This is a genomic window from Vibrio splendidus (genome assembly GCF_003345295.1).
Taxonomy (GTDB): domain Bacteria; phylum Pseudomonadota; class Gammaproteobacteria; order Enterobacterales; family Vibrionaceae; genus Vibrio; species Vibrio splendidus_K.
In genome coordinates this window covers 181,783-205,456 of the sequence record NZ_CP031056.1, presented here as the reverse complement: position 1 = coordinate 205,456, position 23,674 = coordinate 181,783, and the positions used below count along the sequence as shown (strand labels likewise).

The window sequence follows — 23,674 nt, the reverse complement described above, 5'->3', positions numbered from 1 at the left end:
CGCTGTAATCCTTTGAAACACAAGTCTAAGCCATGGTTTTGTCTGACAGAAGGTGTTCGGTGTTAACAAGATCTCGGTACTCAATCAATCATATTGATAACCTTTATACAAACCGATTACACGCTGAGATCCAAGTGACCAAGATACTGCCTAACCTAATGACTCCTTTTGTTTTATTCTCATTATTATTGGGAACTGCAGGACTGACTGCAACCCACTTTATGGCAGTACAATTCCAAGAAAAAATCGTCACTCAGCAACTCAATGAAGCGGCCAATAAAGCCAATCTACAAATCGATTCTGAACTGGATAAGTTCAAACAGATCCCGGATTTACTCAGCCATGACCCTCGTCTGCTCTCTTATTTTGACTCATCACCACAAACAGACAAGATTTCCGCCACTCAACTCAATCAATTACTGTTTGAATGGTCTAATCAAAGCCAAGCTGACACCATCTATATTCATGACCCGAGCGGTACTGTCATCGCTTCCAGTAATTACCAAAAGCCTCGCACTTTTGTAGGCGAGAACTTCTCATTTCGCCCCTACTTTGCTTCAGCCATTCAAGGCAACAATACACAATATGTCGCACTAGGCGCTCGCTCGAATGTACGCGGTTATTTTTTATCTTCACCACTGTATATAGAGAATGACATTGTTGGTGTTATCACCGTAAAGGTGAGTTTAGAGAACCTCGAAAACATCCTAACCAGCGACGACTATGAGATCGTGGTACTCGACTCTAACCAAGTAGTCTTTCTATCAAGCCAGGCTCCATGGCTTTACCATTCATTGTTGCCATTAACTCAGCAACAACAAACGGATATCGCACTTCAACGCCAATACGGTCAAAGCGAAATTTCGATCATCGAAGCCTTCCGTGCTTCAAGCTCTCAGTCAGAAGCTAGCAACGCCAATCAATCTAAGAACCTTCAATCCAATGAAATCCGAAAAGAGCTCACCGCTAACCAGCTATTCAAGCTTGGTGCTTTTAATCTTTACCCTGCAACGGTCAACAACAACCAGTACCAAGTCGTCGCGCTAAAAGAGACCAGAGCTGAGCTTATTAAAGTCGTGCAGATCGATGTCATCTTCGTAGTGATTTACAGCTTGGTGATGCTCATCGCTTGGTCGTGGCGCCAGACTTATCTCGCGAAAGTGGCGTTGACCCGACTCAACCAAAACCTAGAGCAAACCGTTGATAAACGCACTCACTACTTGAAGCAATCCAATCAACAGCTGCAACAAACCCTTTTTCAATACCAAGAGTCGCAGTCGAAGTTGAAACAGACAGAACAAGAGCTGACACAAACCGCAAAATTAGCGGTACTCGGTGAGCTGTCAGCCAGCATTAACCACGAAATCAACCAACCACTTGCAGCGCTGCGAACATACAGTGAGAACAGCTTAAAGCTGCTTGAAATGGAACGGACTGACTTGGTCAAAAGCAATCTCGATAAGATGATTGCTTTGAATACCTCAATTACCGAGATCATCGCGCGTCTTAAAGTCTTCACTCGCAAGGTCACCAAGCAAGAACATCACGTCGCAAACCTGCATCAATCGATCAACAACGCGACCAGTATTCTTAGTGCGCTAATGATCAAACAAGGCATCACGTTAAGATTAAGCACAGTGTCAGACGACATTAACATTGCGATTCACCCAACCGAGCTCGAACAAGTACTGGTTAACCTGATTCACAACGCGACTCAAGCGCTTCAACAACAAGTTCTTGAACAGAAAGTCTTGCAGCAGCAACAAAACCTGGAAAACGTAGACCAACAGGCTAGCCCACAGATAGGCATCGAATGGCAACTGCATCATGACTCCTGTCAGGTGATCATTTGGGATAACGGAATTGGCATGCAGGACGACAAATTAGAAAAGTTGTTCGACCCGTTTTTTACCACTAAACCGGAAGGCTTGGGGCTTGGACTCTCAATATCGAAACGGATTATTGAAGCGTATCACGGCACGATCAGCGCGAACCGATTAGAGCCTTCAGGCATGGTATTCTCGCTAAACATCCCGTTATATAACGATAAGGGCTGACGTGCCGTTGTTATTGTGGATTAGAAAACGAATGTTACATACTGCTAATCTGACATACAGCAAATCACATACTGTTAAGGACTCGACTTTTGCACTCTATGCCTAAACTCTATTTTGTCGACGATGAACCCGCAATCCGAGACTCCGTAGAACAAGCCATGCTCATTGAAGGCATCGATATCGTCTGCTTTCCTAATGCTATTGAGGCACTAAAGAAAATAGATACCGCGCAAGCTGGAATTGTCATCACCGATATTCACATGCCTGTGATGGATGGCATTCAATTGACACAAAAGTTGCTGAGCCAAAATCCTAATTTTCAGATCATCGTCCTTACTGGGCATGGTGACGTGCAAACAGCGGTGTCCGCAATGAAAGCCGGCGCTTACGATTTTCTGGAAAAGCCATTTGTGGTCGATGCCCTGCTCACCGCGGTAAAAAAAGCCGCAGATAAACTCGCACTGGTTGAAGAGAACAACTTATTACGTAAAGAGTTGGCGATGCAGAATCAGGTGGGACCAAAACTGATTGGTCAATCGCCATCCATGCAGGCATTACGCCGAGAACTGATCACCTTAGATACCAAAACTCACCCTCTTCTACTGTTTGTCGGCGATCTAGGGACAGGTAAAAGGGTCACGGCGCAGTACACGCACGATCTACACAGCCATCAATCCGCAGAACTTTGCCCTGTCGCTGCGTTCAATTTACCACGCAATGACCAAGCTACGTTTGATCAGTTTGTTGTGCAATTATTCAGCAAACATCAGGGCGGAACACTTTATATCCATGAAACAGAAGCACTAACTTCACAACAATGGCGCTGGTTAGCAGCTCTAAAACCCACTCTACTTCGTGAAAACTCATGCAAGACCAATGCAACTTGTATCATTATCGCAACGACAATAGTTCCAACTACAATTGTAGGTGAGTTCCGCCGATTTGATTTGCTAACCTTGGCGCAACGAACCGAAGATATTGGCTCCTTGTTTAAGCATTTTGCTCGTGGTGCGGCAAGTCGATATCAGCTGCCGCCACCTGTCATTACAGAAAAAGAGATTCAACGACTCATTGCGACTCATTGGACGGAAAACATTCGCCAGCTTCGCCAACATGCCGAACTCAGAGTGCTGACTCAAATTAAGCAGCCGTCGCTCGACGGTGATACTGGTGAGCAAAATGATGCGGATGAACGTGACGTGAGCATTGAGGAGCAGCAACAGTCGTTGAACCAACGCACTGATAGCTTTGAACAAATTATCTTAATTGAGGCACTACATCGCCATCAAGGGCGTTTAAAAGAAGTGCAACAAGAGCTGCAAGTGTCGCGAAAGACACTGTATGACAAGCTGAGAAAGCACCAATTGGATAAAACAGATTTCAAGAACCGATAAGTCTTAAAAAATATATAAATTCAAAGATTTAAAGGAGCAAAATCTTAACATTTATCAAAAGTAAGAATACACTCAATAGGCTTGCACTTTTATTTAGCAAACAAGGACAGTCATGAGCCAGAAGAATTACAGCAAATTGAACGAAACCGAACTTGAGTACGTCGATGATAAAACAGCGGCACTACTACTCAATACGCCCACCAGTGCGCGTATTATGTTATGGGTGATCGTTCTGTTTTTTATTGCTGCTATTGGGTGGTCCGCTTGGGCTGAGATCGATAAAGTCACCGTTGGCCAAGGCAAGGTCATCCCCTCTTCCCAAATCCAAGTGGTGCAAAACCTTGAGGGCGGCCTCGTAAAAGAAATATTAGTAAGGGAGGGTCAACGCGTTCAAAAAGGTCAACAGCTGCTGTTGATCGATGACACTCGATTCCGTTCTGACTTCCGAGAGCGCGAACAACAAGTGGCAAACTTAACTGCCAGCGTATTAATGCTTTCAGCTTCCTTTAACAGCGTGGTCATCAACGAAGAGTTCTCCGTCGAAGACTGGAAACAAAGTGTGTTACTCGACTACGGCAAACTCGCCTTCCCACCAAAGCTATACGAACTTCAACCTAAACTGGTTAATCGCCAAAAAGCCGAATATCGTCAAGACCTGAACAACCTAAGAAACCAACTTTCCGTTTTTGATCAACAAGTTGAACAGAAGCAACAAGACCTTGTTGAAATAAAATCGCGCGTCAATAACTTAAGACAAAGTTACAAATTCGCCCGCCAAGAATTAGATATAACAAAGCCGCTTGCCGATGAAGGGGTGGTGCCAAGAATTGAACTCCTCAAGCTTCAAAGACAAGTGAATGACACTCGCCGAGAAATGACCTCGAGCGAACTCAAAATCCCTCTTCTACGTTCCGCCATCAAAGAAGCGATGCTCAGCCGTATCGATGCTGCATTGAGTTTCCGCTCAGAACAACAAGAAAAACTGAACCAAGCACAAGACAAGCTCTCTGCAATGACCGAATCTTCGGTTGGCCTTGAAGACAGAGTAAACCGTACCATCGTGGTCTCTCCCGTAACGGGCACAGTCAAAACGCTAGGTATTAATACCGTGGGTGGTGTTATTCAGCCGGGTATGGACATTGTTGAGATTGTACCGACTGAAGACTCGCTATTGGTTGAAGCTAAAATCGCTCCGCAAGATATCGCATTCCTACGCCCAGAACTGACCGCCATTGTTAAATTTAGTGCCTATGACTTCACAAAATATGGCGGTTTAGAAGGTGTACTAGAACACATCAGTGCCGATACCACTCAAGATGAAGAAGGCAACAGCTTCTACATCGTGCGTGTACGTACCGATAAATACAGCTTTGGACATAACGAAGAGTTGCCGATCATTCCAGGTATGACAGCCTCAGTCGATATCATCACGGGCAAGAGAACCGTACTTGAGTACATGTTGAAGCCACTATTAAGCGCTCAAAACAACGCATTAAAAGAGTAAGGACGTTTGATGCTTGATAGCGCCTTTCAATACACAGTGAACAGACAAGAGCAGAGGCTATGAAATCTCGGATTTCGTTATTGTTGCTGGTCCTCACCTCTTTTACCTCAGTCGCGCTCAACAAGAGCGACCAAAGGTGGATAGACGCGGTTACTGCAACCTACGGGGAAAGAGCCGGAAAACGAGTGGCAACATGGCGCTCCAATATGACGTCGTACGAAGGGCTAAGTGAAACGGAAAAGCTCGATTCGGTAAACCGGTTCTTCAACCAAATGTACTTTGTCGATGACAACATACTGTGGGGAAAGAATGACTACTGGGCGACACCACTGGAGTTTTTAGGCAGCAACGCCGGCGATTGCGAAGACTTCACTATTGCAAAATACTTCTCTTTACTTGAACTCGGCGTCCCAGATAAAAAATTGCGATTGGTGTACGTAAAAGCACTTGAGTTAAACCAATTCCATATGGTGTTGGCGTACTACTCGACACCCAGTGCAGAACCACTAATTTTGGATAACTTAAACCCTGAAATAAAACGCGGTTCTAAACGCGGAGACCTGCGACCGATATACAGTTTCAATGGTAAAAACCTTTGGTTAATTAAGTCGGCAGCAGGCAGCGGTAAGCTGGCAGGGAAATCTTCAAGATTGAGCTTATGGAACGACCTACGTTCTCGTGAGCGCTCTCTAAATTTAAACAAACCCATTATCAATTACGATGAGTAGGTACAATGACTTTATATAAACAGCTTGTGGTCGGGATGGTTGCGGTATTCATACTGCTGATGACGTCAGTTTTTATGATCGAATTCAATACCACCCGTGGATACTTAGAGGAGCAGCAACGCTCTGAGGTAAGTAATACCATTAATACTGTTGGACTGGCTCTCGCCCCTTACCTAGAAGAAAAGGACAAGGTGGCAGTGGAGTCTGTTATCAACGCCCTATTTGATGGCAGTTCTTATTCCGTCGTGCGATTGATTTTCCTAGACACCGGGGATGACATTCTCCGTTCATACCCTGTAAAGCCAACCGGCGTACCAGAGTGGTTTACCAACCTAAATTTATTTGAGCCTGTTCATGACCGCCGCGTAATTACCAGTGGCTGGATGCAACTGGCAGAAGTCGAGATCGTAAGTCACCCTGGTCCTGCCTACGATCAGCTTTGGCAAGCGTTCATCCGCTTACTGAGCATCTTTGGCACGATCTTCTTGCTCGGTTTAGTGTCTATCTCTTGGATCCTTAAGCGTGCTTTACGCCCGCTCTCGTTGATCATTACTAAGATGGATCAGATCGCGAAGAATCAGTTTGGTGAACCACTGGCTCGTCCGAAAACAAAGGATCTCACCTTAGTTGTCGACGGTATCAACCACATGTCGACCCAAGTTGAACTGGCCTTTAAAAACCAAGCGAAAGAAGCTCAAAAGCTGCGTGAAAGAGCGTATATCGACCCTGTATCTCAGCTAGGCAACCGCGCTTACTACATGTCTCAATTAACTCAGTGGTTAGAAGAGTCCAGTTTAGGTGGTTTAGCCGTACTAAAAGCCGAGTTTATTAGTGAAGAGTACGACGAAAAAGGCTATCAAGAAGGAGATGCCTTGGTTCATCAACTGGCTGAACAGCTGCAAGCTTCAATCTCATCACCAGATATCACCATCGCCCGTATTTCTAGTGACGAATTCGGTTTCATCATGCCAAACATTGATGAAAGCGAACTTAAACTTGTTGCTGGCAGCATCGTAAACTGCATTCAAAACCTAGGCTCAGACCCAACAGGTACGGCGAACCCACACATCGCTCTAGGTGTGACATACAGCAACACGCGAAAAACCAGTACCGAAATCATGTCGTTGGTCGATAACGCGCTCTCAAGTGCCAAGGCGAACCGAGAACTGACTTACGGCTACGTAACGGCAGACGATCATGGTGCTGTGATGGGTAAACAACAATGGCGTATGTTGGTTGAAGAAGCGATCATCAACGACCTTGTCACCTTCCGTCTGCAAGCTGCAAACAATAGCTTTGGCAAAACGTATCACCAAGAAGTGTTCTCTGCGATTGAAAAAGAAGGGGTTCGTTACGGTGCAAACCAATATCTATACGCACTAGAACAGTTAGAAATGAGCCACATTCTCGACCAATACGTTATCGAGAAGATGATAGAGAAACTGAATGCGAAAGAAATAACGAGCCCCGTTGCTATCAATATTTCGCCAAGCAGTATTTCTCAGCCGAGCTTCATCCGCTGGATTGGTAAAACTCTTGAACACAATGCCTCAATTGCTCACCTGCTGCATTTTGAGATTCCAGAAAATTGTTTCATCAATGTTCCGCACTACACGGCGCTGCTGTGTAACACCATTCGTAACGCTGAGTCCGTATTCGGTGTTGATAACTACGGACGTAATTTCCAATCATTGGATTACATCAACGAGTACCGCCCAAGCTATGTGAAGTTGGATTACTTGTTTACGCACAACCTTGATGATGAAAAACAGAAATTCACCTTAACGTCGATCTCTAGAACCGCTCACAACCTAGGCATAACCACCATTGCGTCTCGAATAGAAACTCAGACTCAGCTAGATATCCTGTCTGATAACTACGTAGAAGTGTTCCAAGGCTTCATTGTTGATAAATAGTTGTAAGGGTTATATCGCATGCAAGATCCACTATTAAACTCACTGATCTACGTTAGTCGGTATTACGGGTTAGCTAACTCGCCCGAAGCGTTGATCAATGGGCTACCACTATCCGATGGAAAGCTAACCCCTTTCCTATTCCCTCGTTCAGCTGAACGAGCGGGATTAGTGGCGAAAGAAAACCGTTCCGAGTTAGAAAGTATTCCTCACCTGATTCTGCCTGCTATTCTACTTCTCAAACAGGGCGAAGCATGTGTTCTAAATAGTATCGATTTAGAAAAACAAGAAGCAGAGATCATCACCGCAGAAAGCGGGATGGTGCCTATCGTCATTCCAGTCGATGAACTCAAAGAACAATTCATCGGCCGCTACTTCTTGGTAAAAAAACAATTCCGTTATGATGAACGTTCACCAGAAGTTCTAAAAACACGCAAAGGTCACTGGTTTTGGAGCACTATTTGGGAATCTAAAAACATCTATCGTGACGTGTTGATAGCATCCATTCTGATCAATATCTTCGCCATTGCCGCGCCAATGTTTACTCGTTTGGTGTACGACAAAGTAGTCCCTAACCTTGCCTTTGAAACCCTGTGGGTGTTGGCGAGTGGTATTTTCGTCGTCTTCCTTTTCGATCTGCTTCTCAAGTTAATGCGCAGTTACTTCATTGATGTCGCGGGGAAAAAATCCGATATCTTAATTTCCTCTAAACTGTTCAGTAAAGTTCTGGGGATTCGCATGGAAGCAAAGCCCGCCTCTGTTGGCGCTTTCGCGAAAAACCTGCAAGAATTTGAATCAATCCGTGAGTTCTTTACCTCAGCAACCATTGGCTCGTTAATCGACTTACCATTCGCGCTGATGTTCTTGGCGTTAATTTGGCTGATGGCCGGAAACCTTGTGTTTGTTCCTGTCGTCGGTGTGGTCATTTTGATTATCTATGCACTGTTAATCCAAGGGCCACTGCGTCGTACGATTGAAGAAGGCTCTCGACTTGCTTCTCAGAAGTACGCGAACTTAATTGAGAGCTTGGCTGGGTTAGAAACCGTTAAGCTATTCAGCGCGCAAAGTCAGTTCCAATTCCGTTGGGAAGAAGCGGTTGCTCACATGGCAAACTGGAATATCAAAAGTCGCCGCATCACCGACAGCATCCAAAACACGGCTGGCTTTGTACAACAAAGTACCAATGTAGGTATGATCATTTTTGGTGTGTACCTCATCGCAGAAGGTGAACTCACTATGGGTGGCTTGATTGCCGCGACCATGTTGAGCGGCCGTGCAATTGGCCCTCTTGTTCAACTGTCTTTGCTTTCTACACGTTACAACCAAGCGAAGTCATCAATGACTTTGATTGAACAAGTAATGTCGATGCCTGATGAACAGGAAGAAGGTAAGCGCTACATCCACCGTCCGATTATTCAGGGTCATATTGCGCTAGATAAAGTGACGTTCCACTACCCAGACTCGCCTGTCGCTTCTATCAGAGACCTAACCCTTAATATCAAACCCGGTGAAAAAGTCGCGATCATTGGTCGAATTGGTTCAGGCAAGACCACGCTAGAACGTTTGATTATGGGCCTATACAAGCCTACAGAAGGCCATGTGCGCATTGATGACACTGACATGGAACAACTGCATCATGTCGATGTACGACGCAATATAGGCTGTGTACCGCAAGACAGTAACCTGTTCTACGGTTCAGTAAGAGACAACATTACCTTAGGTCGACCGTTGGTCGATGACCGTGATGTGATGGACGCAGCCAACCGTGCAGGCGTGACCGCGTTTACTCAGCAAGATCCAGCAGGCTTAGAACGCCAAGTGGGCGAAGGTGGTGCATTGCTATCTGGTGGTCAACGTCAGTCGATTGCCATAGCTAGAGCCTTCTTAGGACGTCCACCCGTGCTTTTGATGGATGAACCGACCAGTGCGATGGATAATCGCTCGGAGATGCACATCAAACATCAACTCAACCAGTTATTGCCAAGCGAGACATTGATTCTTATCACCCACAAAACATCGATGTTGGATATTGTAGATCGAGTGATTGTGATGGAGAGAGGCAGCATTATTGCCGACGGCCCGAAAGCACAAGTTCTGTCAGACTTGAAGCAAGGCAAGGTAAGAGCAGCAAGTTAAAGCGCTTATGTGACTTAAAGAATCTAACTAAATCAATATCAGATAAAGCAAAGGGGGAGCATCAGCTCCCCCTTTTTTGTTTGTTCTAATGAGTAGAAAATAGCTCGAGCCGCTCTATTCAGAGTCGGTCAATTTCAAAGTATTTCAATTACAACGAGATATCTTCTTGTTCCATTTTGAATGAACATTGAATCTCGTATTGGTTGAACGAGAAAACACTGCCGCCATGGGTTCGCTTGGTGGTGACTGTCTCATCACCAAATTGAATCGTCACTCGGGTATACACCTTTTCATGCGCCTCAACTGTGCACTCGGCAAGGTTAGTTTCAAACTCAGCTTCAAGCGTATCCAACTGTGATTTAGTATTTTCGATCGCAAGATTATTTTTTTCTCTTTGCTGCTCAATTTCTAGCGCTTGCTCTTCGCTGCGTTCCGCTTTTGGTCGCTTCTTAAATTCGAGCTCTTGGCGAATCACATCCATGGTCTGCTCTTGAGTGTGCTTATAAGTTTCTTTCAGCTCGGCTATCTTTTGTCGATAACCATCGTAACGTGCAAATCCGTGTACCTTGGTTGCGGTATCTCCTTCTACGCCTAAAAAGACACATTCCACTTTCCCACCGACTCTAGCTTCGCCGCCACTGAGCGTACCGTGCTTCTTCAAACTATCCATCACGATAAGGTTGTTACCACAACGAATATCATTACTCATGCTGTGCACACCCAGTCGAAGGTCGGTGGCGGTTTGGAGTTCTGCGTTCTGCGCGTAGCTTGCTGTGATAGAACCTTTGCTAAACACCTTGCAGCTTTTCGGCTCACCCTCTTTAGTCGTATGACCGATAATCCCCTTCGCGACTTTTATGTCACCCTGTGCTTGGACTTCTGCCGATTCAATAAAGCCACCAACCGTGACACTTCCTGTCGCTTTAACGATCATTCCCGGTTCAATGTTCCCAGAGACAAAGACATTGCCTTTGAATTTAACGTGTCCGGTTGAGACATCTACGTTGCTAACACACAAGGCGTCATCTACTTCAATAGTTCTATCTTTGATTATGGGTAATCCAGGAAATGAAGCGAGTAATAAATTGGGGTCGTCAGGGGAGATGTAGGTGCCCTTTCCAGGCTTAATTAAACTGTCTTGTCCAGGAAGCGGTGGGATAATTCGACCTTGAACGGTAAAGCCAGCGATGCCTTTGGTCGCGGGAGTACGCTTCATCAAGTGATCATTTTGACCAACAGTAATGGTTTGCCCCAAGTCTCGCATATCAATCTTGCCTTCGTCTTTACTGCGAGGCTTCAAGACTTGGCGAGTAATGTCTTCAACCAAGGCGGCAAACTTAGCATCTTTGCCCTTTACTGGCTGCGTCCCTTTCGCGACGGGTTGAGTAAACTTTTCACCGGGTTTAAGCTTGTTACTCATCATCAGCACTTTTCTGAGCGCTAACTTATTAATTCCCTTTGTTATGTGGGCTTGGGCTAAACAATGAATGATGTCGCTCCCGCGCAGTGCATGTCCATGATGTGGTCCCGTCACCACCAGACTCGCCAGCATCTCGTCATCAGACAGTTCGACGGCAACGCTTGCGTTACGAACTTCGGCAATCAAGACTCCTTCGTAAGCTTCCCCTTTACCTTCTTTGGCAAGAGTGACGAAGCGCAACACCTCTTCTTCAAAAAGAAAATAGTTTGATGCGTCCAAAGCTTCCAAGGTTGGTGGCAACGTCGTGTTATCAAAGCTTGCTTCAACCACAAACCCCGACGGCAGACATGCCACCACTTGTTTCTTGTCTTCTGACAATGTAACAATGTTATCCCACATTCGAATTGAGTATCCCTAATGACTCAGTTGTTATTCAGTCTATATAATTCGTTCTGCGCTGAGTATCACATTATTAGAATAATCAGCGTCACATCACTTACTTTCGATTCTGCAAACATGACTCATAAATAAGACTTACACATTTTATGATCTACTTCGCCTTTACAAATACATAGGGAAATTTTTCAGAATATTTCGTGTGATTGAATGTCGATTCGATATTAAAGCAAGATAGTAAAGGCGAATAGCTTTAGAAGACTAAAGGCTGTTGTGGAGAGGTGGAACAGAAGTGATGAAGCTGATAATCAGGGTAAAAACGGATTTCAATATAGAGCTTCAGTTTACAGTGTAAATCCAATATTCTAATTTACACTGTAAATCTAATTTGTAACGGTCAGTCTATTTAAATGATGGCTTGTCTATTTACACTGTAAATTTGCTAGCAAAACATCGACGTCTTTACGAAACTGAATCTCTGCTTGTTTGCGACCAACAAGATTAAACTGTTCAACACAAGTCCCCCACTCTTTCTGCTGAACGACCTTTGCGATGAGTAAGTCAGAAATACCTATGTTTCGATCGTTACCAAGTAGAATCAAGTTCAGTACGCTGAAGCTAATCGCATCGTAACTGTTGCCACCGTTCACGTAATTTCTAACTAACTGAGTTTCAAACTCGCTAACGGTATCGACACTCTTTGGCAGCAGTACGCGCACCATTTCGGTTTCAAGTGAAACCAAAGAACCGGAAACAAGAAAGCAGTAGCTACGCTCGAAGTGACTTAGAGCTTGGTTAATCCAGCCTTGGGAGTTTGAGGTAAGCGCCTTAACCATCAATACCGAGTGGCAGCCACTTGCCTGATCCCGCTGGTGGCCAATATGGACAGGTACAAAATCGTTATCGCGCCAGAATGAAATCAACTCACTAGTCGCACCGAAGCTTGTCGCCAGATAATCCGCTTGGCTAGTTTGCTCTGATAACTTAGCCAACATCCAACCACCAATGCCCAAACCTTGATGAGGCGTTGAAACTGCAATGCGCATCACTCGAAGGCAGCGACTGGTGGCCGCTTCTGTACAGCCTAGTTGGTTTGCCAGCAACACAGGAGCAAGGTGTCCTTGAGGCCTGCGTTTTCCAATTTGAATCTGAGCAATCAAATCTTTATCTAAACCACTCTCTTCAGTGACCAACATGCAACCTAAACATTCATCTTGCTGCCAGGCAGCGTACAAGTGGATTGCTGGATTGTTAAGGAACTGCATTAAGTCATTGGGCGACGTCTGATAATGAGCATCCACAAGAAGAGAAAAACATCGTTGTAACTTGTGTGGATTAGCCAAACAATCTGCTTTTGATAGTTCAACTAAATTTAATTGGTTGATTGTCTTATCAGAAAAGTTATCTAACTCATGAATCGCCGAGTCACTTAGCGACGCGTCGTTACCAAGCAGGAAGCAGTCAAACAACCAAGCTTCTAGTGGGTCGTTGTTATTCCAACGAATAGGTTGTTCGAGCTTAAAGCCCTTCCAACCAGGGCGGTGTACAGAAAGCCAAGATTCAAACTTAATCCCAAACCCTCGACCACTCCCCTCGTAACCGTGTACCGTGGTTGAAAAAACCATACGGTGATAACTGACGACCATAGATTTAAGCATCGGGATTGGAATGGCAGCCGCCTCATCGACCAATAACAAATCGCAATCAGGCTTAGATTGAAGTAGTTCATCCGGTGCGACGAATCTTAGGCTGCCACCTTGATGGCCGATGTTAGTAGTACTTATAACTTCACAAGGGCCTAGCCGTTGGCTTGCGTGAGCAAATACCGGCTCAACCGCTTTAACAGAAGGAGCGGTAACAATGATGTTAAGCCCGTGACGCTCAACCAAAAGCTCCGCTGCCGCGATACCTAATGTCGAACTCTTGCCGCGACCTCTGTCTGCAGTGAGAATCAAGGGACGCTTTCGATGTCCAGAGACGACTTTCTTGACTAACTCTACTGCCGTCTTTTGTTGCTCAAATCTATCGAATAAAATCGGTTGGGTTAATTCTTCAGGCAAAGGATTACGAGTATAGAGTTGCGTTAGCTGTTCATCGTCTTGTGAAACAGAAAACAGTTTGGCGAAGTTAGTCGCTAACCAACGTTTTCCAAAAGTAGAATTAAAACCCTCTTCATATCCATCGGATTTGGGCGGGATAACCAACAACAAACCGCCACCGACTAACGCACCTAGTGCCGCACTAAAACTGTTGGCATCAAACTGTTCTCTAAAATCACAGACAAGAAGTTGGCATTCTCGGCCCAAGAGTTGCTGCCCCTTTTTAACCGGAACATGTGTTACCGATAGAAAAGGCGAACCACCCATCTGGAAAATTGTTTGTGCTGAAGAAGCATCAAGAAAGCTTTGAATCGTAGCGTCTTGCCAACCACTATCACCAGAAAAGACAACACCATAACGATGCTGATTATGCTCGGCTGTTTGGGAAAGAGTATGTAGGAAGGTGTTTGTTGGGTTCTTCATAATTAGCGTCCAGATTCATCTAGACACAGTTTATCACAGCCAAATAAAAAGCCGCATAATGCGGCTTTAGAGTCGTAATGGAAAGTCGTCGACTTAGTCGAGCTTCGATTGAACGAAGGCTAAAATCTCTTCCATTGTCGCATCATCCACTTTCTTAAGGTTCAACGCTAAGTTTGAACCCTTACGGCTGTATGAAGCGCGGCCTTTAATAAGCTCAACTTTTGGAGAAGCTTTCTTCGCTGGCGCTGGCGCCAATTCAATAATCCAACCTTCCAAAGTTTCAGTAACGTCTTTAGTTAAACGCGTAACACCTTGTGCTTCGCTACGCTGCCATACAAAACCTTCAGAAGCATCACACTTAGTCAGTAATGTTTGCTGCTGTTCGCCAGTCAGGCCACCAAATTGTTTGTGTAGCTTAACAATGGTTGGTCGACCAAGATCGCTCACATTTGGGTAAGCTTGTAGCAGTTCAAGAGGCAAAGCCGCCGCTTTCAACGCGCCACTCACCAAAGCTTCACTGCACTGGAACATTTTCGCTAGTGCTTTCTGGTCTTCAGCTTCGCCTTTATCTAGCTTCGCTTGCATCTCTTTACCCTTCTCATACAGAGAAAGCGGTTTATGAGCGTTAGCGACATCAGATAGGAACTTAGCGTGTTCGCCGTTGATGTTTTCAGCAACATAGATAAGGAACTCTTTGTCAGCCAAAATACACGACATACGACGACGGCTACCATCAAGAACTTCAATCTTACCGTCTTTGTTTTTACGACCAACCGCTGGGTATTGCTGGCCACGTTCTTTCAATGTTGTAAGAACATCAGAAAGCGCGTGCTCGTTTAAGAAAGATTGCTCACGAGCATTTTCTTCGAAAACAACCGTTTGAGTTGCTACGTCAGCCGCCGGGATTCGAACTAGTTCAAATGAAACCAATTCTTCGCCTGCAACAGAAAGCTCTATCACTTGAGCCTGCTCTTTAGCCGCTGTTTGAGCTTCTTGTGGCGTAGCTACGCGACGTTTGTTTGCTTTACCAAATAGCTTTGCATTTAAGTCAGATGTTTTAATCGCCATTCTTGTTATCCCTGATTAAGTGAAGGCCAGTTGCTATGTAATACACGCTCTAATTCTAGAGCACTTTTTTGTACTGCGTCTTGAGCGACAGCCAGAGTTTTCTTACCACCCTCAAAGTCGCTCACCGTTAGATCGAAAACCGTGCTGTAAGTATCTGCACAGGTTTCAAAAGCGCGGCTTCTTGGAATAGTGGCCATCATTACTTGGTCATTCAACAGGTAGTTCATCTCAGTTAATACTGATACCTGCTTCTTGTTGTCGTCTTCAAACATGGTTGGCATTAGACGAACAAATTCGAGCCCTTTCCAGTCGTCCGGGAACATCTCGTACACGGTTGGTAAGTGCTGGAAGAAGTTAACCGTTGAAGCCCAATCCAAACGCTTGGCAGCACATGGAATCAGAAGAGCGTTCGATGCGTACATTGCGTTCCACACTAGAGGGTCTACGTGCGGGCCGGTATCAATCATAATCACATCAAAATCATCCGCAATTTTGTCGATAAGCTTCTCTTTTAAAAGACGAACAATATCAAGTGACTGATCTTGAGATAGGCTTTGCCACGCTTCAGCGTTAAACATCGCGTCTTCTGGGAACGCCGAGATCGTCTTTAGATTCGGATACTGTGTTGGTAAAAGTACGTTCTTACGCAAGAATTCAAGATCAACATCTTGGCCTTCTGGCACGTTGTCCAACATGATATCAACAGCAGAATAGATACTGTCGTGCTCTGCACCACTAATTTGTGGGTTTAAGAACAGACGCAAAGAACCTTGTGGATCCAAGTCAATCAAGCAGATACGGTAGCGCTTATCTAAGTTCAAAGACAGACAAGCCGCTAGGTGAACCGCTGTCATTGATTTACCCGTACCGCCCTTTTGGTTCTGTACGTTAATAACCCATGGCTTATTGTCTACATGCTGCTTACGTTGGTGGAACTTCGGCACTTCAGCTGCGTCCATCAGCATGTGAGCTTCAGTCAATGAAATCGAGTAATGATTGGCGTTGTTCTTTGTAAACTGATGACCATCCGCTTCAAGCTTGTTGATAGCCTCATCCAATTTTCGACGAGTTAAGCCTGAACGCGTCTCCATCATAGCTTTAGACATTGGAGGGAAATGTTCATCACTTCGCTCTTCCAGAATAATCTCAATTCGGTCAGCCTGAACTTGTTGAGTTTGTTCGGCTAGCTGATAGAGCTTATCAATCGTTTGTTCTCTTTTCATTGCCAGTTTCCGTAATGATTAACCTAGAACAAATTGTACAGCGATTAACAACAAACACAACAAAAACATGAACATACATTTATGAGTAAAATCACACAAAATAGACTGTATTTTTACAGTTTGATGAAACAACGGCTAATACGAACACAAAAATGACCTTTTTTGTCATGTATAACTGTTCTATTTCTTCCTTACATTTAAAATGTTACAGCATCACTTATTTACAATGTAAATAGAATTTTAGAGAAAAATCTTCGGAACGATTGAAACACAAGCATAGATTACGGTTGGTGTGATTTGCATTCTAAATTGATAGATTTTCAACCAATAAAGAGTAAACCTAAAAAGTCGCTTGGTTAATAGGAAACAAAGCGACGGCGAGATGTCACTAAACAAAAGAAAATTGAGCCTCAACCGGAAGAATGATCATGGGATACATAACTCGTAAGAAAATTGATAAGTCCATATTATGAAGCATGATCAAGGTGTAAACTCATCAATATTGATCCGTATGAATGCCCGTTCGAAATGATCAACCTCCGGAAAAATGATCAAGTAAATATCGTTCCGGAAGCATATAGATTTAGAGCTAACTTACGGACAAATGCTTTTGCAATGGGGATTCAAGCTCTATAAGGCCTGATTGGTTAGAAATTCAATCGACACAGAATGGAAATGCAGAAACATGACAATTTCATGATCATGCTTCCTGATTTATTGTGTTGCGAGCTAAAAGTGCCCAACCACTGACGGTGTGACCAATATCGACGAATTTTTAAACATAAAAGGGGAGGAACGATATAAAAGCCCCATTACTTGATCATTGTTCCGATGAATTGGCTGTCAAAAATATCCACATAGGTGACTTAGAAGCCGCTTAATACAACTTGATCAATTACGGACTGTGGATAAGCTGTATAAGCATAATGATCATGCTTTCGAACCGATAATGATCATGCTTACAATGACTTAATGATCATCGTTCTGAAGTTCTGTGATCATGCTTTCTTTAATTTAATGATCATCGTTTCGGGCTCTTTATGATCATGCTTTCCAATTGGATTTTTTTTAACACTTATAATTCATATACTTAAAATCAAATTCAGAGCCAGATCATTAGATCACTTAATCATTTAAGATCATATTAATCAAAAAGATCAGTTATTTAAAAGCCAATAAATTCTCTTTATTTATGATCATTCTTTCTTTATCATTCAGGAACTATAGTGAAATTACGGTTAGTGTGATACGGATCAAAAATGAAACCAGAAGAGAAATTGTTAATTAAGGCACGAAGCCACAAAGATGGTCATTTATTTGAGGTATCTGAAACAGCCGTTGAATGGATAGAACAATATCAACACTTCAAAGGGGTCACCAAAAGCATCGTTGAGCTTCTTAACCTAATTTCACTACGTGGGTTTAGCAGCAAAGATGGATACGTCTCCACCACCGAGATCATTGAATCAACTGATGGTCAAGTGACTCGCGCCGCCTTGCAACAAAGGCTGAGAGCCGCTGTAAGTATTGGTCTGTTCAAACAAATCCCAGTTCGTTTTGAAGAAGGCCTTGCGGGTAAAACCATGTTGCATCGCTTTGTGAACCCAAACCAATTGATATCGGTTCTGGGTGCTACCAGTTTAGTGACAGAAAGCGTCAAGCAAAATGAAAAGCAGAAGCGTTCTAAAGCGCTAGCTCAAACCAAAGTAAACAAGCGCTTACTGAATGAACATGGACTGAATACGCCACCGACGATGAAAGACGAAGCGGATCAATTCATTGTTTCTCCAACCAATTGGGCGGGGATTATTGATCAAGCTTTGGCGCCACCTAGAACCCGTAAGAGCTACCAGAAATCTATGGTTTCGATCTCTGGCACTCGAGCGGTGATCGAGACACGATCTTCTAAAAACATCATGACGGTTGACGATCTGATGACGCTGTTCGCGTTATTCACGCTTACTGTCCAATATCATGATCACCACCAAGATGATTATCATCTCGACGCGAAACACACACCGAACAAAACACCACTCTACATCACGGATATTTTGTCTTTGCGTGGCAAGAAAGACAGCGGTCCTGCACGCGATTCGATCCGTGACAGTATTGACCGTATCGAATTTACCGATTTCCAACTGCACGAGCTCACGGGCCGTTGGCTTAGCGAGAACATGCCAGAAGGCTTCAAGAGTGATCGTTTCCGATTCTTAGCTAGAACCATTACGGCATCGGAAGAAGCGCCTACAGAGGGCTCTGATGGCGAAATTCGCATTAAACCGAACCTGTATATCCTTGTCTGGGAACCTTCGTTCTACGAAGAGCTCCTGACGCGTGATTATTTCTTCCTATTTCCGCCAGAAATCCTGAAACAACATACCTTGGTCTTCCAAATGTATTCGTACTTTAGAAGCCGTATGGCACGTCGCCACTCAGATTGTATGTTGCTGAGCGAGCTGAACCAGAAGTTGGCTCGTAATATCGATTGGCGTCGCTTCTCGATGGATTTGATCCGCGAACTAAGAAAATTGGGTGAAGTAGGGGATCAAGAAGATACTTTCCTAGTGAATCTTTGGGGTTATCACTTGACGATCACGGCGCTGATCGAAAAAGGCAAAACCACCGATTATCAGGTTGATATCAAATGTAATGTTGAAGAGGTGTTGCGTTATTCAAGAGCGCGTACCACCAACGCTGGTAAGCGTAATATGGCCCCAACGCTACCGAACCCGCTGCGTAATGAGATGGTGTCTAAGCAGAAGCTGGAAGAGCTGTCTGAGATTATCGATGGTGAGTTTGAGCCAATTCAACGTAAAGCTCCGTCGCCAAGAGGCAAATTGGGACGTCGAGTTAAGCAGCGTAAACATTCTGTTGAGATCAACGCTGATGAGATCATGATTACTCTCTCTAAATATACCTCCACAGAGGCTCTAGAACGCAGTATAACGGCTTTATCTGCTATGACCGGGCATTCACATGCCTCAATCAAAGAAGAGTGCTCAGAGCTCATTGAGAAGCTTGATTGGTTGAGAGTAGGGGAGGATGTTATCCCATACGAAACACTGAGTCGCTTAATTGAGCTGTACAACGACCGTGACAGCACCAGCAATCGACACCTGTCCATTGAACGTTTGATTTCTGGTTTGGCTGTACGTCGTAAAGTGTGTAAACAAGTTCACGAAGGCCATTTGGACGAGAATGTGTTTCTAGCGCTCGATGAAATGGCGATTGGCCATTAATCACGAGGGCGTGTTGATCTTTCGAGCTGATTTTTGCAGTAGAAATACCCAGTAGCAAGAAGCCGCTATTTACGGTCGATGAATGGATAGTTTGAACACATTAGGTGCTGATTAAAACCGCACCTAACGCTGACAAAGTTCTGACAATGTAACGCATCCAGTTGATTATTATTTATCCCGAATAGACAACCTTTGTCCTTTCTTATGATTAATAGATTGGCTCATATTTTGTTACATCATACTGAATAGATTTTTGCGAGTTCCTAAGGGACTCGCTTTTTTTTGCCTGAAATTCGCATAATTACTAAAATTCAATAGCTTACGTATTAGCCCTTACTGCTGACCCTGAAGCATGATCAAGGTTAGATCGTGCTTTTTACGGATCCTATTTGTGAAAGGATTCTGCTTTGGTGTTTGATCGATCAGGGTTAAACCGTGGAGTGGATCAGTGGCGTTGACGTAGAGCTACACCTTGATCATCGTTCTGGTGTTGGCTTGCCATAAAACGCACATGCGATTCGATCAGTTTTTCTGATTCTTCCTTCCAGCGCGGTTCTTGTTGTTGGTTAGTAAATTCTAAAGCCAGTACACATAAATGCTGGAGCCGCTGCGTACACCACTCTTGCAAGTCAGGCTCTGATTTTGGGTCGCATGACACGGCCTGCAGCTTGCTATAGGCAAACATCAGGTATTGATAGGCCTTTTCTTGATTGTGCGAACTACGAGCCTCGTTTGAGAGCGATGATACGCTTGGTGTTGCAAACTTTGTCGATGTCGTCAGCGTTCCGTTTTTATGTCGATAAAACGTAAAGATTCTCAGGCATCCATCTAGCCAACATGCGATGCCTTTGCTCTGTACATCCGTGATCATTGGCCCCCAGAGTGCGTCTGGAGGCGTTAAGATCAAAGGCTCTAACCGGTCCACTTGATCATGCTTTCGGTCTTTGTACCAATCTCCGATCCGCTCTAACCAAGTGTCTAGTTCATTCATGCAACGTTATCCCACTGTTTTACAAAGTGATTATTAGCAACTTGCTTGATTTCATGCTGTATTTCACAGCTCTGCTCTCGAATTCGGTCTGCGTTTATTGAATAGTTTGGCTCATTTTTGACGAGTTCGCCAAATGGCAGATCGGGATCGGGAACGGCAGAGATCAACAGTTTAGTGTACGGATGTTGTGGATTGGTTAAGATCGACTGGGTTGATCCCCATTCAACGATCTGCCCTTTGTACATTACCGCCGTCTCTTCTGCTATGTAATGTGCCGTAGCAAGATCGTGAGTTATGTACAAAAAACCAATCCCCAACTCTTTCTTCATTTTTTGCATCAAGTTCAACACGCCAAGTCGGATCGAAACGTCCAACATCGAGGTGGGTTCATCAGCAAGGATAACCTCAGCACCGACGGCAAGTGCTCTTGCTAAATTAACCCGTTGTCTTTGGCCACCACTGAGCTCATGAGGGTATTTGGCGAGAGTTTCAATGGGTAACTCCACCAGCGTTAATAACTCTTTGAGACGCTCTGTGAGAGCCTGTTTCGTGGCAACTTGCTTATGGATTTTAAGCGGGCGCGTTAAGTGGTGCTCAATGGTGTGAGTTGGATTAAGTGAGCCAAATGGGTCTTGAAATATCATTTGTACACGGCTGCGGTAATCCAAGATATCTTTGCGGCTTTTTAGGGTAGAGATGTCTCTGCCATTGAACAGTATCTCTCCCTCTGTCGGTGGGTAAACCTTGGTCATCAATCGTGCGCAGGTGCTTTTCCCGCAGCCTGATTCTCCAACCAGCGCCAATGTTTTACCGGCATGCAAATCAAAACTCACCCCATGTAGTGCTCTAAAGATCGCTTCTTTGCCAAATCCGCCGCCAACGGTGAACTCTTTAACGAGGTTTTTCACTTGAAAAATAGGTTGTGACATTGAGCTCTCCTAGCACGTAGTCGCGTGCGCATGTTCGTGAATGTTTGGGAAAGAACTCCATAGCTTTTGGGTATAGGAGTGCTGAGGGTTGTTACGAATCTCATAGGCTTGGTTGATTTCAACGATCTGGCCGTGGCGCATGATGGCAATGCGGTCACATAGCTGGCTCATTAGTGCGAGGTCGTGGGTGATGAACAGTATCGAAAACCCAAACTCTTCTCTGAGTTGGTGTATTTGCTGCAGAATTTCGCGTTGTACAACCACATCAAGCGCCGTTGTCGGCTCGTCCATGATGATCAGCTTCGGGTTAAGGGCGAGAGCAATGGCAATCACCAAACGCTGACGCATGCCGCCACTGAACTGATGCGGATATTCGGTGAGGCGGTTACGAGGAATGTTTACAAGGTCGAGGAGCTTCTCTGCACGGTCTTTAGCTTGTTCGTTGGTCATTCCTTTGTGATGACGTAAAACATCAGCGAACTGCTCTTCAATGGTCAGTACGGGATTGAGTGAGTTCATCGCACTTTGGAACACCATGGCGATTTCGCTCCAACGCAAGGTGTTCAAGTGGTCGTCAGATAAACCGAGCAGATCTTGTCCGTCGAACAGTATCTTCCCTCCAGAGATGAAAGCAGGCGGTTTGTGTAAACGGTTAATGGCAAACGCGATGGTACTTTTTCCGCACCCTGATTCGCCAGCCAAACCAAAAATTTCGCCTTGGCCTATGCTAAAGCTTACGGATTTTACGGCATTAAAATCGCCGTCATCGGTGATGTAATCGACACATAGATTCTTCACTTCGAGAAGTGGTTTATCTGGATTTTCCCTAGACATGATAAATACTCAGTTATGATATTGATAACTATTATCATTAACATGAAGTGAATTTAGTGAAAGCGATGAGCACAAAAAGAATGAAGTGCCTCGAAATTTATCTTGGGTTATTTCACGAAGTTTCAGTGAGAAACAAGAAATGAGAACGGGGAAAATGAGAGGTGGATCAAACCACATTTCTTATGGGGAATCTTGTAAATGTAATTGCAGAAAATGGCTTTGGCAAAGTTTAAATGAGGCATTTATTAATTAGCTTTGTGAAGCGTCGGAATCATCACATTTCAGTACAGAATGTCTTAACAAGTGAAATAGCATTTGCTACAGATTACCTGTCCATTACATGGTGCTTTTCGGAGGAAAACATGTCCATTAATTCTATCAACCATGATGAAATGACAAATATTGCAAACAAGTGGGATGCTGAAGAAGAAGTATCTTTCAAACCAGAAAAGAAAATGAAGTCCGCTGAAGCTCGTCGTCGTATTGAAGCTCTAAGAGAAATTAGAGAAAGCGGTTTTAGTCTGGAAGAAGCGAGGGAACTAGGTCTTATTCACTAAGGACCCCTATTGCATTTAAGAGGGTGGCGCACCGCCACCCTTTGATTTATATAACTTTTTAAAAGGGCTGTGAGTTTTTTATAAGTAAACCATGCTCCTTGTCTCCCACCATTTAACTCCATTGTCCTGCCTTTACATTGCTTGTTCCCGACTAAAAACATGCTCATGGCATACTCTTGAACTAAGTTGTTTGACAGCAATATGCAACGCCACTAATTTTAAAGTTAAAGCAAAAATATGCGATGTCGTTGGTAAGGAGAAGGCTATGTCTAATTCTGTGGCTAAAGCCAAAGAAGTGCTGTTTTATGAACCTGAAGATCCAAACGGATACCTGTCAAATTTTGCAGCTTGTCCCATCAAGGTTAACGATCAAGTTTGGGCAACCAGCGAACATTATTATCAAGCGATGAAATTTGCTTCTGAAGCGTTACGCAATACTATTTTGGAAGCCAGTACCCCTGCTGAAGCGTTCTCTTTAAGTCGTGATTATGAAGACCAAGTTCGAGAAGACTGGTATGACATTCGTGTTGAAGTGATGCAGTTCATTGTGACTGAGAAGTTCAGACAGAATCCCCAGTTTGCGCTGTTTCTGACTAACACCGGAGATTCGGTGATCAAAGAGCATTCTCATAAAGACTATTTTTGGGGCGATGGTGGTGATGGAACTGGTGAGAACCGCTTAGGTGAAATTTTGATGGCGGTGCGACAACAGCTTCGTAATCAACAACTGCATTTGATTGCTTCGCACTAACCTATCGAGTAC

At 44.3% G+C, this 23,674-nt stretch carries 16 protein-coding genes; 9 read left to right on the top strand and 7 right to left on the bottom strand.

What is annotated here, in order from left to right; translation table 11 throughout:
* Positions 1 to 134: 134 nt before the first annotated feature.
* From DUN60_RS16875 to DUN60_RS16850, 6 genes are all read left to right on the top strand, one after another.
* Complete coding sequence (locus tag DUN60_RS16875; protein WP_114635752.1) at positions 135 to 2,057, top strand: sensor histidine kinase; 1,923 nt, start codon at positions 135 to 137, stop codon at positions 2,055 to 2,057.
* Between the two features lie 98 nt (positions 2,058 to 2,155).
* Positions 2,156 to 3,451, top strand: coding sequence for a sigma-54-dependent transcriptional regulator (locus DUN60_RS16870; RefSeq protein ID WP_114634442.1), 1,296 nt, complete (start codon positions 2,156 to 2,158; stop codon positions 3,449 to 3,451).
* 112 nt (positions 3,452 to 3,563) lie between these two features.
* Positions 3,564 to 4,955 (top strand): HlyD family type I secretion periplasmic adaptor subunit, encoded by a 1,392-nt coding sequence (locus DUN60_RS16865; RefSeq protein ID WP_065206536.1) that lies wholly within the window; start codon positions 3,564 to 3,566, stop codon positions 4,953 to 4,955.
* A 59-nt stretch (positions 4,956 to 5,014) separates the two neighbouring features.
* Positions 5,015 to 5,683: a transglutaminase-like cysteine peptidase gene (locus tag DUN60_RS16860; protein WP_017078414.1), complete on the top strand. Its 669-nt coding sequence runs from the start codon at positions 5,015 to 5,017 to the stop codon at positions 5,681 to 5,683.
* 5 nt (positions 5,684 to 5,688) lie between these two features.
* A complete protein-coding gene (locus DUN60_RS16855) occupies positions 5,689 to 7,599 on the top strand; it encodes a bifunctional diguanylate cyclase/phosphodiesterase (protein WP_114634441.1) in 1,911 nt (636 codons plus the stop codon).
* 18 nt (positions 7,600 to 7,617) lie between these two features.
* Entirely contained in the window at positions 7,618 to 9,732 is a 2,115-nt protein-coding gene (locus tag DUN60_RS16850; RefSeq protein ID WP_017078412.1) for a type I secretion system permease/ATPase, read from the top strand.
* Between the two features lie 148 nt (positions 9,733 to 9,880).
* Here the strand turns inward: DUN60_RS16850 and DUN60_RS16845 are convergent, their stop codons facing one another.
* From DUN60_RS16845 to DUN60_RS16830, 4 genes are all read right to left on the bottom strand, one after another.
* Positions 9,881 to 11,551, bottom strand: coding sequence for a DUF342 domain-containing protein (locus DUN60_RS16845; protein WP_114634440.1), 1,671 nt, complete (start codon positions 11,549 to 11,551; stop codon positions 9,881 to 9,883).
* Positions 11,552 to 11,970: 419 nt separating this feature from the next.
* Positions 11,971 to 14,070, bottom strand: coding sequence for a tRNA(Met) cytidine acetyltransferase TmcA domain-containing protein (locus DUN60_RS16840; protein ID WP_114634439.1), 2,100 nt, complete (start codon positions 14,068 to 14,070; stop codon positions 11,971 to 11,973).
* 93 nt (positions 14,071 to 14,163) lie between these two features.
* Positions 14,164 to 15,138: a ParB/RepB/Spo0J family partition protein gene (locus tag DUN60_RS16835; protein ID WP_114634438.1), complete on the bottom strand. Its 975-nt coding sequence runs from the start codon at positions 15,136 to 15,138 to the stop codon at positions 14,164 to 14,166.
* Between the two features lie 5 nt (positions 15,139 to 15,143).
* Positions 15,144 to 16,361, bottom strand: coding sequence for a ParA family protein (locus tag DUN60_RS16830; RefSeq protein WP_004732566.1), 1,218 nt, complete (start codon positions 16,359 to 16,361; stop codon positions 15,144 to 15,146).
* 1,259 nt (positions 16,362 to 17,620) lie between these two features.
* Between DUN60_RS16830 and DUN60_RS16825 the strand changes: the two genes are divergently transcribed.
* A complete protein-coding gene (locus DUN60_RS16825; RefSeq protein WP_004732568.1) occupies positions 17,621 to 19,600 on the top strand; it encodes a replication initiator protein RctB domain-containing protein in 1,980 nt (659 codons plus the stop codon).
* A gap of 445 nt (positions 19,601 to 20,045) precedes the next feature.
* On the opposite strand, the gene DUN60_RS16820 is transcribed toward DUN60_RS16825, so the two are convergent.
* Genes DUN60_RS16820 through DUN60_RS16810 form a run of 3 tightly spaced genes read right to left on the bottom strand, consistent with a single transcriptional unit; the run spans position 20,046 to position 22,354 of the window.
* Positions 20,046 to 20,591 carry a transcriptional regulator gene (locus tag DUN60_RS16820; protein WP_114634437.1) on the bottom strand — a complete coding sequence of 182 codons (546 nt, stop codon included), beginning with the start codon at positions 20,589 to 20,591 and terminating at the stop codon, positions 20,046 to 20,048.
* Complete coding sequence (locus DUN60_RS16815; protein WP_114634436.1) at positions 20,588 to 21,520, bottom strand: ATP-binding cassette domain-containing protein; 933 nt, start codon at positions 21,518 to 21,520, stop codon at positions 20,588 to 20,590. The genes DUN60_RS16820 and DUN60_RS16815 overlap by 4 nt, the downstream gene beginning before the upstream one ends.
* 9 nt (positions 21,521 to 21,529) lie before the next feature.
* On the bottom strand, positions 21,530 to 22,354 hold the full coding sequence (locus tag DUN60_RS16810; RefSeq protein WP_054546040.1) for an ABC transporter ATP-binding protein: 825 nt from the start codon (positions 22,352 to 22,354) through the stop codon (positions 21,530 to 21,532).
* Between the two features lie 362 nt (positions 22,355 to 22,716).
* Between DUN60_RS16810 and DUN60_RS16805 the strand changes: the two genes are divergently transcribed.
* Both DUN60_RS16805 and DUN60_RS16800 read left to right on the top strand, forming a co-directional pair.
* Positions 22,717 to 22,911, top strand: a complete 195-nt coding sequence (locus DUN60_RS16805) for a PA3496 family putative envelope integrity protein (RefSeq protein ID WP_004732575.1) — start codon at positions 22,717 to 22,719, stop codon at positions 22,909 to 22,911.
* Between the two features lie 265 nt (positions 22,912 to 23,176).
* On the top strand, positions 23,177 to 23,662 hold the full coding sequence (locus DUN60_RS16800; RefSeq protein WP_114634435.1) for an NADAR family protein: 486 nt from the start codon (positions 23,177 to 23,179) through the stop codon (positions 23,660 to 23,662).
* Positions 23,663 to 23,674 lie beyond the last annotated feature (12 nt).

Coding starts and splice junctions, on each gene's coding strand:
- DUN60_RS16870 (WP_114634442.1), top strand. CDS start 2,156: ATGCCTAAACTCTATTTTGTCGACGATGAACCCGCAATCCGAGACTCC.
- DUN60_RS16840 (WP_114634439.1), bottom strand. CDS start 14,070: ATGAAGAACCCAACAAACACCTTCCTACATACTCTTTCCCAAACAGCC.
- DUN60_RS16860 (WP_017078414.1), top strand. CDS start 5,015: ATGAAATCTCGGATTTCGTTATTGTTGCTGGTCCTCACCTCTTTTACC.
- DUN60_RS16800 (WP_114634435.1), top strand. CDS start 23,177: ATGTCTAATTCTGTGGCTAAAGCCAAAGAAGTGCTGTTTTATGAACCT.
- DUN60_RS16845 (WP_114634440.1), bottom strand. CDS start 11,551: ATGTGGGATAACATTGTTACATTGTCAGAAGACAAGAAACAAGTGGTG.
- DUN60_RS16855 (WP_114634441.1), top strand. CDS start 5,689: ATGACTTTATATAAACAGCTTGTGGTCGGGATGGTTGCGGTATTCATA.
- DUN60_RS16830 (WP_004732566.1), bottom strand. CDS start 16,361: ATGAAAAGAGAACAAACGATTGATAAGCTCTATCAGCTAGCCGAACAA.
- DUN60_RS16835 (WP_114634438.1), bottom strand. CDS start 15,138: ATGGCGATTAAAACATCTGACTTAAATGCAAAGCTATTTGGTAAAGCA.
- DUN60_RS16820 (WP_114634437.1), bottom strand. CDS start 20,591: ATGAATGAACTAGACACTTGGTTAGAGCGGATCGGAGATTGGTACAAA.
- DUN60_RS16825 (WP_004732568.1), top strand. CDS start 17,621: ATGAAACCAGAAGAGAAATTGTTAATTAAGGCACGAAGCCACAAAGAT.
- DUN60_RS16850 (WP_017078412.1), top strand. CDS start 7,618: ATGCAAGATCCACTATTAAACTCACTGATCTACGTTAGTCGGTATTAC.
- DUN60_RS16865 (WP_065206536.1), top strand. CDS start 3,564: ATGAGCCAGAAGAATTACAGCAAATTGAACGAAACCGAACTTGAGTAC.
- DUN60_RS16815 (WP_114634436.1), bottom strand. CDS start 21,520: ATGTCACAACCTATTTTTCAAGTGAAAAACCTCGTTAAAGAGTTCACC.
- DUN60_RS16810 (WP_054546040.1), bottom strand. CDS start 22,354: ATGTCTAGGGAAAATCCAGATAAACCACTTCTCGAAGTGAAGAATCTA.
- DUN60_RS16805 (WP_004732575.1), top strand. CDS start 22,717: ATGTCCATTAATTCTATCAACCATGATGAAATGACAAATATTGCAAAC.